The sequence below is a fragment of the Gilliamella sp. W8136 genome, assembly GCF_016101285.1.
Taxonomy (GTDB): Bacteria; Pseudomonadota; Gammaproteobacteria; order Enterobacterales; family Orbaceae; genus Gilliamella; species Gilliamella apicola_N.
The window spans coordinates 18,859-35,692 of sequence record NZ_JACFQU010000004.1 but is presented as its reverse complement, the minus strand read 5'-3'; the positions used below and the strand labels follow the sequence as shown (position 1 = coordinate 35,692).

Genomic DNA, 16,834 nt, shown 5'->3' with positions numbered 1-16,834 from the left:
TATGTTTAGCTTCTTCAGAAAAAACAAACCAAAAGTCGAAGAACCCAAGACCGAAATAAAAGCCAGTTTAACATCAGAACAAATCGTTCAAATTGAGCAATCGATTCAGCAATTGCAACAACAAATTGCGAACAGTGACGATGCAAAACTTTTGGCTGTTTTATACGAAAAAACAGGAATGTTGTATTACCAATTAGAACGTATTGATTTAGCGATTGAGTATTTAGAAATCAGTTTACAACATAAAAAATCAATTGGAGAGGGTTATAAAATTTTAATGAGTTTATATAACCTAAAACGCGCCGAGGCTGCAACACATGGGTCAATGGCTGATATCGATTTTTGGCTGAATAAAATGGATTCCATGCGTAATATCGCCAAACAAGTTACGATTCTACGAGATTAAAGGAAAATTATTATGTATACCAATTTAAAAGCTGTCACTTCATTAGCACAAAAGCTTAATTTTACCGTAGGTGCATTTAATACACATAATTTAGAAATGTTACCCGATATGCTTCGAGCAGCCAAAGAAGTAGGTGCCCCCATTATTATCCAAACAAGTGTCGATACGGCACGTTATATTGGCTATAAAGTTTTGGTAAATGCAGTAAAAGCCATCGCAGATGAAGAGATAGTCGATGCTGTATTGCACTTAGATCATGCCAAAAATTTTGATGATATTAAACAAGCTATCGACAGCGGTTTTACCTCAGTCATGTTTGATGGTTCTTCACTGCCTTTTAAAGAAAACATATTAAAAACGCGCGCGGTTGTTGAATATGCCCATGCGCGTGGAGTATCAGTTGAAGGGGAGCTGGGCACCATAGGTGGCACAGAAGAGGGGATTAAGGTTGATGATAATGACAAAGTCTATACTAACCCTAAAGATGCGTTAGAATTTGTTAAAGCAACGGGTATTGATGCTCTAGCCGTTGCGATTGGCACTAATCATGGACAATTTAAATCAAAAACAGAAGTGAATATTCCGTTATTGAAAGAAATTTATTCTCTTGTCAATATTCCGTTGGTTATTCATGGTGGGACAGGTGTTAAAGAAGAAGATTACCCTGAATTGATTAATAATGGTATTCGCAAATTTAATGTAGGTACCGAGTTATTAGTTAACTGGACACAAGTGGCCAAAGATAAGTTCGCACAAACTGAAGTCAATAAATCATTACGCCACAATGTTATTCCTGCTAATCAGGCAGTAAAGGAAATTGTGAAGCATAAAATGAGTTTATTTCTTAATGTGAATGGTCGTGTTAACTGAGGTGCATTGATATGCAGAAATATTTAATTTTACTGGCAGGTTGTCCATGTACAGGCAAAACGTATCTAGTTAAACAATTGCAACAGCAATTTAAAGACAGCTTTGTATTAACACCCGATGAAGCTAAAGTTTTGTATGCCGAATCGATCGGTTTTAATTCTAAAGCTGAAAAAGAGGCATTAGAACACAAAGTCTGGCATTTTTATTATGGTGTGTTGCAACTGTATATGGATGCAGGTAAAAAGATCATCATTTCTGAATATCCTTTCAGTGATAAGCAAAAAAAGCAACTCAGTGAATTTGCTGATCACTATTATTATCAAGTGGTTACAATTCGCTTAATTGCTGACTTTGATATATTATGGCAACGTCGCTACCTGCGCGACCGCTCGCCAGAACGTCATTTGAGTCATATTATGCAACATTATCACTATGGTGATAAACTTGAAGATCGCAATTTAGCCGACGATTTAGTGACGAAAGAACAATTTTATCAAATCTGTCAAACCAGAAAGTATGATCAGTTTGCTTTAGGTCAAGTGATTGAAGTAGATGTAACCCACTATGCAAAGGTCAATTATTCAAGTTTATTAGATGAACTCAAACAAATTGTTAAATAACAACTCTTTTTAGGTAAAAAATGCCGACTTAGCTTTTTCAACTTATCTTTTTCAACTTAGCTTTGCCGACTCAGTTTTGTCGGCATAGTTATTTTGTTTGCTTACTTACTTTTTATCATTTCAACAGCAAATCAATGATAAGAATTAAAAAAGTTTGCACAATAATGCTTAACCATACTGGGTTATTGCCATTATTGATAATATTAAGCGTAGATAATTTCTGGTAGTTTGACATCCCATGGTTGATTATCAATATGAGGTACTTTTTGGCAGGCAAACGCCAGACCGATAGGCAGAATTTGCTGGCTTTGGTAATTAGCTAACATACGATCATAATATCCTCCACCCATACCCATACGATAACCTCTTTCATCAAAAGCAACCAGTGGAGTAAAAATAATATCTAATTTTTGGAATGGTAATACATTTAGTACATTTAAAGCTGGTTGCAGTATATTAAATTTGTTTTTAATTAAAGATGTTTGTGGGGTGTATTTTAAAAAGAGTAAATGCGAAGAAGCAAATGGGTGTATAACAGGCAAATAGACAGACTTATTTTGTTGCCATAGATATTCTATAATCGGTTTCGTTTCCACTTCACCATCAAATGATAGAAATATTGCTATATTTTTTGCTAATTTTATATTTTGATGTTGAGTGATTTGTTGATAAATAGAATTTTGCGCATTAATGCGTTCGGTTAAGGAGAGTTGACGCCTTTTTTGACGTATATTCTGTCTAATATTCATCAGTTATCACTGTAGAAATAAAACAAGATAAAAGCACTCCAAGATGTCGTTTAGGGTCGTAACCCTTGAACCCAAGGTTCAAGGTGAACAACATGTTTCGATTTTTAGGTTTCCTTACAAGTAAGGCTTACACACCAATCAAAAGTCATATCATTCTAATATAAAGAGTATCGGCTCAGGGGACTAACCCACATCGCGAACATCCCAGAGATGCATATAATATTACAGAATTTAACAAATGATACAAGGAAGTTTTTATCAAATTTACAAATAAAAACGTTAATTGTTGGTATTCAAAGCAGAATCAAGCAATTGTTGTAGCATTTTTAGCCTATGGCTAAATTCGTTACTTTTTTCTTTTTCCTTAGTTAACTCGTAAGAAATATTGAGTGCTGCGGTCATGATAAGTTGCTCACTACCTATTTGTGGAGATTTTTCACGCAAATTAGATAAGCGCTCATCCAAATCTTTTGCGGCATTGGTTAGTGCGTCAACTTCATCAACCGGACAATTGAATTTTAATGTACGTCCAAAAATTTGAATAGTGACAGCTTGAGTTTCCATATTTAACCTATTGATTTATAAATTCATTAATTTTTTCTATAATATGTTTACAGTTTAATCCCATCTCATCTCTCATCTCATTTTGAGATCCTTGAGGAATAAACTTATCTGGTAATCCAATATTTAAAATATCACATTTTATTTTTTTAGATAATAAAAATTCACAGACGCCACTACCAGCACCGCCTTTAATACTATTTTCTTCTACAGTGACAAGTATATTATGAGTTTGGCTAATGTGCAAAAGGACTTTTTCATCTAATGGCTTAACAAAACGCATATCTATGACTGTAGCATTAATTTTTTTACCCGCCTGTAAAACTTCAGGTAGTAATGTGCCAAAATTGAGTAAAGCTATATTTTCTCCCTCAATGCATAATTTTGATTCACCTATTGGTATGGGCGTTAATGGTTCTAATTGCACTCCAACACCTTCACCACGAGGATATCGCACTGCTACAGGACCATTATGTAAATAACCTGTATAGAGCATTTGTCGACACTCATTTTCATCACTAGGCGTCATTATGACAAAATTAGGTATGCAACGCATAAAACTTAAATCAAATGAGCCCTGATGCGTTTCACCGTCGGCACCAACAATACCTGCTCTATCTATAGCAAATAAGACAGGTAAGTTTTGAATGGCAACATCATGAATAACTTGGTCATAAGCACGTTGTAAAAAAGTTGAATATATTGCTATGATTGGTTTTAAACCACTAATAGCAAAACCCGCAGCAAGTGTCACTGCATGTTGTTCAGCGATGGCGACATCAAAAAATTGATCTGGATAAAGATTGGCAAACTTGGTCATGCCAGATCCTTCACTCATTGCAGGAGTGATAGCCATTAGTTGTTTATCATTTTGCGCCATTTCACACAACCAATCACCAAAAACTTGAGAATAGGTTGGTATAACTTTATTTGTCTCTGGCAATATTCCATCTTTGGGATTAAATTTTGGTACACCATGCCATAAAGTTGGATTTTGTTCTGCTGGTGCGTAACCTTTGCCTTTCTGCGTAATAACATGAAGCAATTGAGGGCCTTTTAGCTGCCGAACTTTTTGTAAAGTGGTTACTAAACTTTCAACATCATGCCCATCAATAGGACCAATATAATTAAAACCAAGTTCTTCAAATAAGATTGCTGGTGTCACTAAACCTTTTAAATGTTCTTCGGTTTTTTTTAATAATTCTTTTAAAGGTGGAATATTAGCAAGCACTCGTTTGCCACTTTCACGAAAAGAAGTGTATGTTTTACTTGAAAGAATTTGGGCTAAATGTTGGTTAAGTGCACCCGTATTTTCCGAAATTGACATGTCATTGTCGTTAACAATCACTAACATGTCGGGTTTAATATGCCCAGCATGATTCATTGCTTCAAATGCCATACCAGCGGTGAGGGCTCCATCCCCAATGATTGCCGCTACCTTTTGTCCGGATTGTTTTTTTTGCTCACTAATAGCAATACCTAAAGCGGCGCTGATAGAAGTTGAAGAATGGCCTGTAGTTAAGACATCATATTCACTTTCACTGCGATGTGGAAATGGATGAAGTCCACCTTTTTGCCGGATTGTGAGCATTTGATCACGTCGGCCAGTTAAAATTTTATGTGGATAAGCTTGATGACCAACATCCCAAATAATTTTATCAAAAGGGGTGTGATAAACATAATGCAGTGCTACTGTTAATTCAACCACCCCCAGCCCTGATGCTAAATGTCCACTAGATTGACTTACACAATTTAACAAAAATTGTCTTAACTCACGACAAATTTCAGGCAGCTGAGATTGAGGATAACATCGTAGATCCTCTGGAAAGTTAATTTTTTTTAATAAGGGATAATTATCCAAATTCATTTTTATCATTAAGTCATCGTGTTAACTATTTCGATTTATAATAAAACCAGCGAGATCTTGCAGTGGTTGGCTATTATAAGGTATTTGGTTGAGACTATCGATAGCTTGATCATATAACTGTTTTGTCATGCCTATAGCTGTTTGTAAGCCTAATAAAGCAGGATAGGTAGATTTCTCATGTATAATATCGGAGCCTTTAGGTTTGCCCATAATAGCTTGTTCACCAATGACATCTAAAATGTCATCCTGAATTTGAAAAGCGAGTCCAATTGCTTGAGCATAGCTATCGAGCAAGGAATAGTAAGGCTTGCTTATATCGCCACTGGCAAATGCACCTAATCGGACCGCCGCGTTAATTAATGTTCCAGTCTTATAGTTGTGGATTTTTTGTAAATGTTCAAGGGTGATAGATTGGTGCTCTGCTTGCAAATCAAGTGACTGTCCTAAGCACATACCCGCTAATCCGCTAGCATTGGCAAGTTCTGCAATCATATTAATTTTAACTTGATTATCCAGATGTTGGCTTTCAGATAATATGCTAAACGCTAATGATTGTAATGCATCACCAGCAAGTATCGCTTCAGCGTGTCCATATTGGATATGACATGTCGGTTTTCCACGTCGTAAGTTATCATTATCCATAGCCGGTAAATCATCATGAATTAATGAATAAGTATGAATCATTTCAATTGCAGCCGCTGCTTCATCAAGTTTTGATAACGGACAATCAAACATTTGCCCAGTTAAATAGACCAGTATTGGACGGATTCGCTTACCGCCAGCTAGCAAGCTATAGTTCATAGCTTGTTGCAATTTAGAAGAAGGGAACTGAGCAATATATGTCGTTAAGAACGTATTGATTCGCTCTTGTAATGGTTTTAAATTATTCATTATTATCGGTTAAAAATTCAGATAGTTCTGCATCACTATTTTCAGATAATAATATCTGAATGCGTTGTTCCGCTTGTTGTAATTGCTTTTGACCTGATTTAGCTAATTTGACACCTTTTTCAAACTCATTCAATGCTTCGTCTAATGGTAAATCACCATTTTCTAATTGTGAAACAATGGTTTCAAGTTGTTTAAGTGTTTCTTCAAAACTAGGTTCAGTTACTTGTTTTTTAGCCATATTGTATTCCTTGTTGTACAAAATGAGTATACACGTATTTTCAGTAATGGTGAATTAAGATGTTTTATACTCAAACGTATGCATTACCTGAAACTTTTTGACAAAATTTAATAATGTAATTTCGACAATGTACTTTAAAAAACGTAAATTCAACAACGTTAATTTAATTGATTAGCCATCACAGTAAGATATTTAATCTTTATTTCGGTTAAGTTCATCTACAGATAATAATGCAATGTCTGGATTAATTGGTTTTTTAACTTCTACGCCTAATTCACGAAATCGCTCAATTTGACCAATAATATTACCGCGACCTTTGGAGAGCTTATTAAGAGAGTTTTGATAAGTTTGTTGAGCTTTATCAAGCGTGCTACCAAGGTTTTCCATGTCTTCAACAAAACCGCGGACTTTATCATACAATTTACTTGCTTTATCTGCAATTAGCTCTGCATTACGATTTTGGTGTTCATAACGCCATAAATTATGAATCGTACGTAAGGCAACCAAAAGAGTGGTTGGGCTGACAATCATAATGTTATTTTTGAGCGCATCATTAATCAAAGATGGATCACTATCAATAGCACATAAAAATGCTGGCTCTACAGGGATAAACATTAATATATAATCTAATGAATTAATGCCAATTAACTTATGATAATCTTTTTGACTAAGCTGCTTTAAATGGTTACGTACTGAAGTTAAATGATCGGATAATGCTTTGGTTTTTACAATTTCTTCATCATTATTGAAATAACGTTCATATGCTACTAGTGTCACTTTTGAATCAATAACCACATCACCTCCTTGAGGTAGATGTACAATGACGTCAGGTTGTAAACGTTGGTTATTTTCATTGGTTAAATTGACCTGTGTATCATATTCATAACCTAATCTTAAACCCGAATTATCAAGTATTTGGCTAAGTATAAACTCTCCCCAATTTCCTTGAATTTTATTGTTACCTTTTAAAGCATTAGTGAGATTGGTTGCCTCTTTAGTCATTTGTTGATTCAGTTGCTGTAAATTGCGAATCTCATAAGTAAGCGTATGGCGTTCTTTTGCTTCCTCGCCAAAACTATCTTGCACTTGCTTTTTAAAGCTCTCCAATTGTTCTTTTAATGGTGATAATAAAAAATTAAGGCTTTGCTTGTTTTGTTGTTCAATTTTTTTACCACTGTGCTCAAATATACGATTGGCTAAGTTTTCAAACTGAGTTGTAAGTCGTTGTTCACTTTGCTCAAGTATTGTCTGGCGTTCATGGGCTGCATTACGCGTTTCTTCTAAACGCGTTTTTAGTTCACTAATAGTCGCAAATTGCGCGATATTTTGTTGTCGATACTGGTTTAACTCACTTTCAAGCTGATTTAATTCATTAGTTAATGTTTGATTCTCTTGTCTTATCTGAGAAAGTTGTAAATTAAATAATTGGTTTGAATTATTAATAACTAGCTGTGATTTAACTAATAAAATTAATAAAATCAATGACACTATTCCAAGAATAATCGCGACCCACTCAGTAAGACCAAAATTACTTATCATCACTAAGCCCTTTCAAAGGTAAATGAAATGACATCATCTAGTTTCTTTGAATCAAGCGCTAACATGATTAAGCGATCTAAACCTATCGCAACTCCAGCGCAGTCAGGTAGACCATTTTCCATTGCTGCTAATAGCTCAATATCGATTTCTTGTTGAGGAAGATTCAGATTGAGTCTATCTTGATTGTTTTGTTCAAAACGTAGTCTTTGTTCTTGTGGGTTTGTTAATTCTTTAAAACCATTAGCAAGTTCAACACCTTTGTAATAGAATTCAAAGCGCCCAGCAACGCGATGATCTTCACTGCTAATTGCAGCTAATGCTGCTTGTGAAGCAGGGAAGTTATATACGGCAATCGGTTTATCATGACCAATATGGGGTTCAACGCCAAAAGTAAATAAACATTGCAATAAACCATCTTTATCAAACTCTTCTGTTTTGATCCCGATATTGAGCTGATTCACTGCGTTAACTAACGTTGCTTGATCTGCTTCTAATGGATCAATATTAAGGTGACGTTGAAACGCTTTTTGGTAAGAAACACGTTCCGCTGGTTCACAATCTAAAATTGTTTGTAATAGATCATCAACTTCATTAATCATTTGCATCATATCAAATTGAATACGATACCATTCAAGCATAGTAAATTCAGGATTATGAAAATCGCTGATTTCCTCATGATTGCGAAAACATTTACAGATCTGATAGATTGGACCACTTCCCGCTGCTAATAAACGTTTCATGTGGTATTCTGGACTGGTAATTAATGACATCTTTCGCCCAAGTTGTTCGTCGAATTCCCCCGGTCTAAAAAAGGTAGTAGAGAAAGAACTCAAATGCACATCAGTAACGGCATATTGGCTCAAGGTCGGCGTTTCGACTTCCAATATACAGCGATCAGTAAAAAATTGTCGTACTTGTGAAATAATTTTCGCGCGCTTAAGTAGGTTATTGATAGATGCGGAAGGTTGCCAAGTCATAAAAAATATCCATGGATTTTGATCAATTACTAAAAGAAGAAAAATAGGGCTTAAGCCCTATTTTTTATTATTGACGTTCATTTTGCCATAAAGTGAATAAATTGTCGTATTTTTCTTGCAACTGCCAAACATGCTGATGTAGCTCAGAAAGAATGATTGGATCTTCCAAAATTGCTAACTGTTGTTCTTTATTGATTTTTTCTAAATCAGCTTGTTTAAATTGCTCAATTAGCTCAAGACGCCTTTGCTCAATTTTTATATTAGGTAAATGGCGAGAAGTGGACAATGCGCAAGCTAACGCATTGTAAATAGGATCAACCAATGCCATGATAAAACCATGTTCAACGATATTAGCTTCCGTTTTAACTAGATATTCTCCCGTCATGGTCACAGCTTTAGCTGGATGAGTTTCCTCTGGTGTTAAAAATAGACCTAGTTTTTTCGCGCTCATGCCAATGCTTGATAATCCTGAAATTCTAATCACTAATGGCGAAATAGTCAGTGGAATTAGAATAGCAATATACCAGTAAGTAAACTGAGGATTTAACCAAATAATCACGCCAAGCCAAATAATGCCTAATAAAGAGAGAGGCCAACAAAAATAGAAAGATTCACCCCATGTTAAAGCATCGTCGTTTCTTGACGGGGATTTCCATTGAATTTTACTGCCTAGCCATGCTTTTATCACAAACTTACTATGGAATATCATGCGTATTGGGGCGAGTATCATCGACCAGAACATTTCGATGAATATTGATAGAGTCAGCTTGAAAATCCCCCCCACATCTTTGGCACCTGTTTTAGCAATGATAATGCCATAACTAAAGAATTTAGGCGCAAACAATAATACCATCGTCGTAGATAACAATTGTAATGCCAAATTTTCATCCCATCTTGGCCATGTCGGATAAAATTGGTTAGGTTGGAAAAAATATTGTTGATCAGATAAATTAAAAACTAATAAAAGCAGCGTTGAGAAAAATAAAAATGTTAACCATAATAAAGATGAAATATAAGCCATTCCACTCGTTAAAAACATAACTCTGTGTGTTAAAGTTATACCACTTTTAAAAATCAATTTTAAATTAATTAAGTTCCCCATACACCAACGGTTATCTCGTTTTAGATCTTCAATCATATTGCCTGGTAGCTCTTCGTAACTGCCATTCATATTATAGGCGATCCAAACTCCATATCCTGCACGTCTCATTAAAGTCGCTTCAACAAGATCGTGTGACAAAATATGAATCGGCCCTTTACGTTTTTGTAGTGGGGATAAAATACAGTGTTCAATAAAAGGTTTTAAGCGAATCATCGCATTGTGTCCCCAATACTGTGCTTCACTAAGTTGCCAAAAATGGGTGCCTGCACAAAAAATATCACTGTAAATCTGATTGGCAAATTGTTGGATTCTACCATAAAGCGTCTTCATTCTAACTGATTTTGGCGGTGACTGTAATATGCCCGCTTTAGGTGTCATTTCCATCATGGCAATCATATTTAATATACAATCACCAGTCATAATACTGTCGGCGTCAAGTATTAACATATATTCATATAAATGTCCCCAGCGTCGACAAAAATCATCAATGTTACCACTTTTACGTTTTACTCGACGTTTACGATGTCGGTAAAAAATATTGCATCCATTATCATCGTTCTGAGCATTAAAATCTGCCCATGCTTTTAATTCATTTACATAAAGATCGGGATCATTCGTATCGCTTAAAATATAAAAATCACAGCAATTCGCGTGACCAGTTTCAACCAAAGATTGATAGGTCGCTTGTAATCCAGCAAAAACGCGTGCTACATCTTCATTACAAATTGGCATAACTAATGCAGTACGATGATTAACATCAATGTGTTTTGCTGCATCTTTAGGGATTTCAATAGTATAGCGGTCTTTTCTTATTACAGCTAAAATGAGTCCCATAACGCTTGTCCAAAAACCAATCGAAATCCAAGCAAATAAAATAGCAAATAGGAAAATTATAAATCCTTGTATAATATAAGGAACAATGCTGTATATGGCTAATTCAGGATTATTTGCCCAATTAGCCATGAAATTAATTTTTTCCCAACTTTGATAAGGTAACAGTGTCGATAGATAGGTAGTCCCGAAATATGTTTGTATTACAATTAGTGCAAACATTATTAAGCGACGAATAACCGCAATGAGATTAACTTTAGTTTTGAAATTGGCTTTATAGCGTTTGTTCCATTTTTGTGGTTGAATCGAAACGCGTTCAACTTTAGGATAACTGGGTTGCTGATTTCTTTCATCAATGTAGTTTGATGTATCGCTAATTTGATTTAGGCGATATTTCAGAAACTCAGTATCATTTGGTTCAATTTCATTGTTTTTTGATTTCTGGCGCCAACTATCTGCGCCAGAAAGAGTAGCAAAGTAATCTTTTTTCATTATGTTATCTTATTATGGTTATTGCCCTGGATATTGACCGCTCCAAGTTTCAGATAAAATCTGATTCATTTTTTCTGAAGCTAATTGAACGCGAATATCCGTTGGTTTTTTATTGTCTTGAACATTAAACCGAATAAGTACTCGCCAACCTTTTGTTACAGAATTATATTGTACATCACAGCTCACAATCGATCCGTTATTGATGCTTGATATTGCTTTAACAGGCTCTTGTTCTGATAAATTAGGACCAGCAAAGTCAATAACATAAGCGTTTGAACCATCAAGTTTACGAATTAAATTTGCTTGCTTTATATCACCTAATGACAATCGAGTGCTAATTGCTCTAGCTACATTATCGGGATAACGTTGCTTTTCATTTAATGAATAATGTAATCGGTACTTAACATCAAGACTGTCACCAGCTTTATATTGTTTTTCGGGTACCCAGAATGAAACGATATTATCGTTTGTTTCATCAGCAGTTGGGATTTCAACCAGTTCAACCCGACCTTTTTGCCAATTGCCTAAGATTTCTGTCCAAACACTAGGACGAAGTTCATAATGATCATCAAGATCTTGATAATCTTCAAACCCGTTATCTCGTTGAATCAATCCAAAACCTTTAGGATCTTCAAAACTATATGAAGAAAAAGATAACCGTTTTGGATTATTTAATGGTCGCCATATCCATTCACCACTGTTTGATAAAATGGATAACCCATTAGAGTCATGCATTGCAGGTCGATAATTTAATAAAGGCGATGGCTGATTTGGGCCAAATAAATACATGCTAGTTAAAGGCGCAATACCAAGTTTTTTCACCGAATCACGAAAAAATATTTTAGCTTGTACAGTTATTGTTGTATCCACGCTTGGTACTAAAATAAGTTTATATGCACCCGTTACACGAGGTGAATCAAGTAAAGCATAAATGACTAAATGTTTTTGTTTAGGTGATGGTCTTTCGATCCAAAATTCTTTAAAACGAGGAAACTCTTCGCCTGTCATCTCACCGGTATCAATCGCTAATCCGCGAGCAGACAAACCATATCGCTGATCTTTTCCAACTGCTCGGAAATAGCTGCCACCAAGAGCTGTAAAAATTTCATCATCGGTTTTAGTTGGATTGTTTATTGGATAATGAACTTTGAATCCAGCAAATCCAAGTTTTTTTGTGTTTAGGTGATCTAATCCGACTTTACTTAAATCAAAATAACTCGGATCAAATTTAATTTCATTAACCTGATTATTGACAATTTCATTGATTTGGACAGGTGTATCAAAATACATCCCTTCATGATAGAACTCTAATTTAAAACGAGTTTTTTTGTCATTCCAATAAGCTTTTTCATGATTAAATTGAATTTTCTGATAATCAGCAAATTGTAGCGAGGCTAATTCATTGGGGATATTTTTAGAGGGTTGTACATAACTTTTCTTTGCTAGCTTTTCTGCTTTAGTCACAACATCATTAAATGAAAAAGCGTATGAAGAAAAACTAATACAAAGAGCTGAAACTATGCAAAGCATTTTGCACGTTGCTGTTTTACTGAACTGACTGATGGGTAATAAATTATACATAAAAACTCGCATTAAGATTATCGGAAAATATTTAAATAATTGATAATGTTATTTTTAGGATCATTCACACACTTTTCCATAAATTCTGTCTTCATCTCTTGAAGAATACTTGGATTTTCGTCAATCAAAAAGTGAGAATAGTTATCCTTAAGAATTTTAGTATGCAAGATTGATAAGTCTCCTTTATTCATTTTGAATAAAGTTTGAAAAGTAGAAATTTTACTATTATTGTTGGTATAAATGGCTGCTGTAAAATCAGCTGAAAGATCGCAATATTTTTGAATATTCGCTTGGGTAGCATTGATTTTACTTAATTCAATTTTGTGTTCAATTTGTTTATCTTCAATGATTTTTTTAATTTGAATATTATATTTTAAATTATAGTATTCATTAAGGTAAAAATTTAAAACACAAGCTGATTGGTTTGGGTCGTTGACACACTTTAGAATACCTTCATTAGAAATGTATTCATTAAAATTTTGTGATTGGAGTAGTTTTTGTAATTGATCTTTTGCATTAACCACATAAGGGTTATTCGATTCTGTTTGTTGCATTAGCACAGATAATGGATCCATTTCAATCTGTGGTGGCTCTTCAATTTTAATTGGTGTAGCCGATTTATGCGCACAACTGGCAATAAAAATAGGAACCATTGTGCATATAAAAATATTACTTAATTTCATATATAAATTCCATGAATATATTTTTCGAGTTGTAATTTTTGGGCAGGCTAGATCTGCGCGAAATTATATACTCATATTCTATTAAATACACTATACGATTAGTTTAAAAGTGTAAAAAAGCATACTGAACATTCACTAATATCTTATAGAGTTAATGACGACAGATTTTTGTTTCGTTGACTGTAAATCCAGAATTATTATCAGATTTGAATTTACCTTTTAACTTTAAAAAGCAGATGAGTTGTTCAGCATTCATATTAGCTTCAGAGCAAGTGTGAAATTTAGCATTTTTGCCAAACCTTTTTTCAATGGCTTCAAGTAGAGATGATTCTGTATAGTTATTACCAGCCATCATTTGTAAGACTTCATGTCCATGAATTGATAACATAGCACCCTCTGAATCTTATTTTTTAGTTGATACAAATATTTTAATGGATGAAGAAAGATATCAGATATTGTTAAGAAAAAAAAGTGTTTAAGCGTTAAAATATCATTAATTATTAGTTAGGAAACCCCTATGTAATACTAGGGGTTGTTGAAAAAATAAAACAATTGTGAATTCAACTAGTTATCTGTAGCTAATTTTACTATTATTGATTGATTTTCTTTCTTAACTTGATGCATCTTCACAGTAAGAGTATCTGAAAGTTTATAACAAATATTATTATTAATTTTAATGACACCCTCTTCAGGACTTGAAACGACTTCTTCTCGATTAGGGTGAATCATTGAAAGTGGTAAAAATACAAATGCACCAATATCAGTTAAACGCAGACGTGCACCGCCGCGGTTGATATCGACAATTTCAGCTACAAAATTATCACCAATTTTATCCGATAAATATTGAACATAAAGATTTTCAGCGATATCACGTTCAGCATAACGTAATAATTTGCGCCTTTCATTCATGATTTTCAACTGCTCTTTATCGGGCTCATTCAAGGTTTGTGAACGTAAATAATTTTTAATTAAACGATGATTAATCATATCCCCATATTTACGTATTGGTGAAGTCCAAGTTGCGTAAGCAGTTAATCCTAAGCCAAAATGAGGTTGTGGTTGAATAGAAAAATCGGCAGGACTTTGACATTTGCGGAGCCGAGCCGTTAAAAACGCATCATTATCGATAATTCGTCGTAATTTGATATACCCATCAAAAGATAATAAAGATTCTTTATCAAATCCTTCAATACCATGATTGGTTAAAACTTTTAAAATTTGATCAATAAATTTAATATCAAAACCTGAATGAATATTGAATATACCAAATCCAATTTTATTATTTAATAGCAAAGTTAAGGCTTGATTCGCGATGATCATGACCTCTTCAACAATTTGACGTGCAATTCGACGAGATTCTTTATTGATGGATTTTACATGACGGTTTTCATCAAGCACAAAACGATAATCATTACTATCTTTAAACACTAACGCATTGTTTTGTCGCCAAATGGTTCTGGTTTTTGCTAAGGAAGACAATAAATTGAGTTGTTCGGGTAAGGTTGCGTTATTAGATAGCAATTCATCATTATTTTCTAAAAAATCTGAAACATTATTATAAGAAAGTTTCGCTTTTGATTCGATAAATGCGGGCATAAAAGTGATACTATTTTCATCTATTATACCATTTGCATCAATATTAATATTGCATACTAACGCTGGTCGTTTTTGGTTTTCTTTTAAAGAACAAAGATCATTCGCTAACTCTTTAGGTAGCATTGGAATATTAAAATCGGGTAAATAAGTTGTGAAATTTCTTTGTTTAGCAATTTTATCAAGTTGACTGTCTTGTAAAATATACGCAGTTGGATCTGCAATAGCGACTTTCAGTTGGTAATTACCTTGCTCGTCCTTTGAAACAGCAATGGCATCATCCATATCTTCTGTATATTCACTATCTATGGTAAAAAAGTTTATATCGGTTAAATCTTGACGATTAATCAGTTCATTTTCATCAATTGTTAATGTATCCGGCTGTGGTGAATTATCTTCTAAATTATATCGGGCCAGAGTTTTTAACCAAGGTAGATAGATTGAACTATTTTCAGCAATAAAATGCGTAATTTCCGCTACAAAATTATTTTTACCTTCTTCAAGAGGATGAGAAATCAATTTGGCAACGACCCAATCATCTTCTTTAAGTTTTTCTTGAATTTGTTTGTTAATTTTACAGCGGATGGCTAAATTTGCAGGCATGTTTTCAGGATAAATAACCATTGTTCGCTCTTGAAAACCTATTTTTCCTATAAATCTTTGTAGGGGGCTTTCAATTAATGATTCTGGTTCAAAAACCTTTTTATCACCATTTTCAATTACTGTTCCAGATACTTTATCGCCATTGCATACGGTTTTCATTTTATTTGCAGTAATGAAATAACTGGTTTTATTATCAACATCTAAAAAACCAAATCCTTTTTCATGGGCTCGGACCGTACCTTCAATACGAGGTGTTTGTTGATGAAGTTCTTGCTTTAGTTGTGCAAGTAGCGGATTATTTTGAAACATACGATTTAACACTTTTAAAAAATTGTTTCAAGATTTTATCATAGTTATAGAGATTATTGTTATTGAATTAATAGTTGGTGACTTTAGCAATAACTATATAATATTAATATTTAACTATAAAAGACTAAGTTGGAATATGAAATTAAATTATAAATTGCAAGGTATAGGGCAGCCAATTGTTTTTCTGCATGGTGTATTTGGTAGTTTAGATAATTTAAATATGTTAGCTAAAGATCTGGTATCTGATTATCAAACAATTCAAGTTGATTTGCGCAATCATGGGCAATCTCCTTGGTCTGATCAAATAAATTATCCCGCTATGGCACAAGATGTAGCTGACCTTTGTCATGAACTTCAATTAAAAGACATAATTTTAATTGGTCACTCTATGGGGGGCAAAGTAGCGATGCAATTATCACAAGTCATACCGCAGCTCATCCAAAAAATCGTTGTAATTGATATTGCACCAGTAAAATATAGCAGTTCGCCCAATGCCATTATATTAAGAACTTTAATGTATTGCCTTAATAACCAAATCACCGATAGAAAGCAAATTATGGCAGTTATGCAAGAAGCCGGTCTTAGCGAAGCGACTTGTTTATTTTTATTAAAATCTTACAAAAACCAACATTGGTTATTTAATTTACCAACTATCAATGATCAATATGCTAATATTTGCGACTGGCAAACCATACCATCCACTTCGCCATGTTTAAAACCAATTTTATTTATTCGTGGAGGGAATTCGGTTTATTTAGCCGACAAATATCAAGATACAATTTATGCTCAATTTCCTAATGCTAAAATTGTTACGATAGAAGGTGCAGGGCATAATGTACATGCTGAAAAAACACAACAAGTTTTGCAACTTCTACATGATTGGTTAAATTGCTCATCTGATGATGTATAATTTCAATGTTTT

The 16,834-nt window shown here is 34.0% G+C and carries 16 protein-coding genes and 1 other RNA gene; 4 read left to right on the top strand and 13 right to left on the bottom strand.

Features of this window, described 5'->3' with window-relative positions; translation table 11 throughout:
- Nucleotide 1: 1 nt before the first annotated feature.
- Genes H3T96_RS03155 through H3T96_RS03145 form a run of 3 tightly spaced genes read left to right on the top strand, consistent with a single transcriptional unit; the run spans nucleotide 2 to nucleotide 1,896 of the window.
- Nucleotides 2-406, top strand: coding sequence for a tetratricopeptide repeat protein (locus H3T96_RS03155; RefSeq protein ID WP_144091572.1), 405 nt, complete (start codon nucleotides 2-4; stop codon nucleotides 404-406).
- Between the two features lie 12 nt (nucleotides 407-418).
- Nucleotides 419-1,276: a class II fructose-bisphosphate aldolase gene (locus tag H3T96_RS03150; protein WP_144091573.1), complete on the top strand. Its 858-nt coding sequence runs from the start codon at nucleotides 419-421 to the stop codon at nucleotides 1,274-1,276.
- Between the two features lie 11 nt (nucleotides 1,277-1,287).
- Complete coding sequence (locus H3T96_RS03145; protein ID WP_144091574.1) at nucleotides 1,288-1,896, top strand: AAA family ATPase; 609 nt, start codon at nucleotides 1,288-1,290, stop codon at nucleotides 1,894-1,896.
- A 203-nt stretch (nucleotides 1,897-2,099) separates the two neighbouring features.
- Here the strand turns inward: H3T96_RS03145 and H3T96_RS03140 are convergent, their stop codons facing one another.
- The 13 genes from H3T96_RS03140 to H3T96_RS03080 form a co-directional block, all read right to left on the bottom strand.
- Nucleotides 2,100-2,645: a 5-formyltetrahydrofolate cyclo-ligase gene (locus H3T96_RS03140; protein WP_144091575.1), complete on the bottom strand. Its 546-nt coding sequence runs from the start codon at nucleotides 2,643-2,645 to the stop codon at nucleotides 2,100-2,102.
- Between the two features lie 32 nt (nucleotides 2,646-2,677).
- A non-coding RNA gene (gene ssrS, locus H3T96_RS03135) (6S RNA) lies at nucleotides 2,678-2,859 on the bottom strand.
- 65 nt (nucleotides 2,860-2,924) lie between these two features.
- Nucleotides 2,925-3,209 (bottom strand): cell division protein ZapA, encoded by a 285-nt coding sequence (gene zapA, locus H3T96_RS03130; RefSeq protein ID WP_065738746.1) that lies wholly within the window; start codon nucleotides 3,207-3,209, stop codon nucleotides 2,925-2,927.
- Between the two features lie 7 nt (nucleotides 3,210-3,216).
- A complete protein-coding gene (gene dxs / locus H3T96_RS03125) occupies nucleotides 3,217-5,079 on the bottom strand; it encodes a 1-deoxy-D-xylulose-5-phosphate synthase (RefSeq protein WP_198248589.1) in 1,863 nt (620 codons plus the stop codon).
- A 15-nt stretch (nucleotides 5,080-5,094) separates the two neighbouring features.
- Nucleotides 5,095-5,964 carry a (2E,6E)-farnesyl diphosphate synthase gene (gene ispA, locus H3T96_RS03120; RefSeq protein ID WP_144091577.1) on the bottom strand — a complete coding sequence of 290 codons (870 nt, stop codon included), beginning with the start codon at nucleotides 5,962-5,964 and terminating at the stop codon, nucleotides 5,095-5,097.
- Entirely contained in the window at nucleotides 5,957-6,202 is a 246-nt protein-coding gene (gene xseB / locus H3T96_RS03115) for an exodeoxyribonuclease VII small subunit (RefSeq protein ID WP_065738748.1), read from the bottom strand. The genes ispA and xseB overlap by 8 nt, the downstream gene beginning before the upstream one ends.
- A 192-nt stretch (nucleotides 6,203-6,394) precedes the next feature.
- Nucleotides 6,395-7,741: a DNA recombination protein RmuC gene (gene rmuC, locus H3T96_RS03110; protein ID WP_086326053.1), complete on the bottom strand. Its 1,347-nt coding sequence runs from the start codon at nucleotides 7,739-7,741 to the stop codon at nucleotides 6,395-6,397.
- Between the two features lie 2 nt (nucleotides 7,742-7,743).
- Nucleotides 7,744-8,718 carry an elongation factor P--(R)-beta-lysine ligase gene (gene epmA, locus H3T96_RS03105; RefSeq protein ID WP_144091578.1) on the bottom strand — a complete coding sequence of 325 codons (975 nt, stop codon included), beginning with the start codon at nucleotides 8,716-8,718 and terminating at the stop codon, nucleotides 7,744-7,746.
- Between the two features lie 67 nt (nucleotides 8,719-8,785).
- Complete coding sequence (gene mdoH, locus H3T96_RS03100; protein WP_144091579.1) at nucleotides 8,786-11,143, bottom strand: glucans biosynthesis glucosyltransferase MdoH; 2,358 nt, start codon at nucleotides 11,141-11,143, stop codon at nucleotides 8,786-8,788.
- Nucleotides 11,144-11,161: 18 nt separating this feature from the next.
- Nucleotides 11,162-12,724 carry a glucan biosynthesis protein G gene (locus H3T96_RS03095; protein WP_198248587.1) on the bottom strand — a complete coding sequence of 521 codons (1,563 nt, stop codon included), beginning with the start codon at nucleotides 12,722-12,724 and terminating at the stop codon, nucleotides 11,162-11,164.
- A 17-nt stretch (nucleotides 12,725-12,741) separates the two neighbouring features.
- Nucleotides 12,742-13,407: a hypothetical protein gene (locus H3T96_RS03090; RefSeq protein ID WP_144091581.1), complete on the bottom strand. Its 666-nt coding sequence runs from the start codon at nucleotides 13,405-13,407 to the stop codon at nucleotides 12,742-12,744.
- A 151-nt stretch (nucleotides 13,408-13,558) separates the two neighbouring features.
- A complete protein-coding gene (locus tag H3T96_RS03085) occupies nucleotides 13,559-13,795 on the bottom strand; it encodes a YecH family metal-binding protein (protein ID WP_144091582.1) in 237 nt (78 codons plus the stop codon).
- Between the two features lie 176 nt (nucleotides 13,796-13,971).
- Nucleotides 13,972-15,912 carry an exoribonuclease II gene (locus tag H3T96_RS03080; protein ID WP_144091583.1) on the bottom strand — a complete coding sequence of 647 codons (1,941 nt, stop codon included), beginning with the start codon at nucleotides 15,910-15,912 and terminating at the stop codon, nucleotides 13,972-13,974.
- 136 nt (nucleotides 15,913-16,048) lie between these two features.
- Between H3T96_RS03080 and H3T96_RS03075 the strand changes: the two genes are divergently transcribed.
- Nucleotides 16,049-16,822, top strand: a complete 774-nt coding sequence (locus H3T96_RS03075) for an alpha/beta fold hydrolase (protein ID WP_086326306.1) — start codon at nucleotides 16,049-16,051, stop codon at nucleotides 16,820-16,822.
- Nucleotides 16,823-16,834 lie beyond the last annotated feature (12 nt).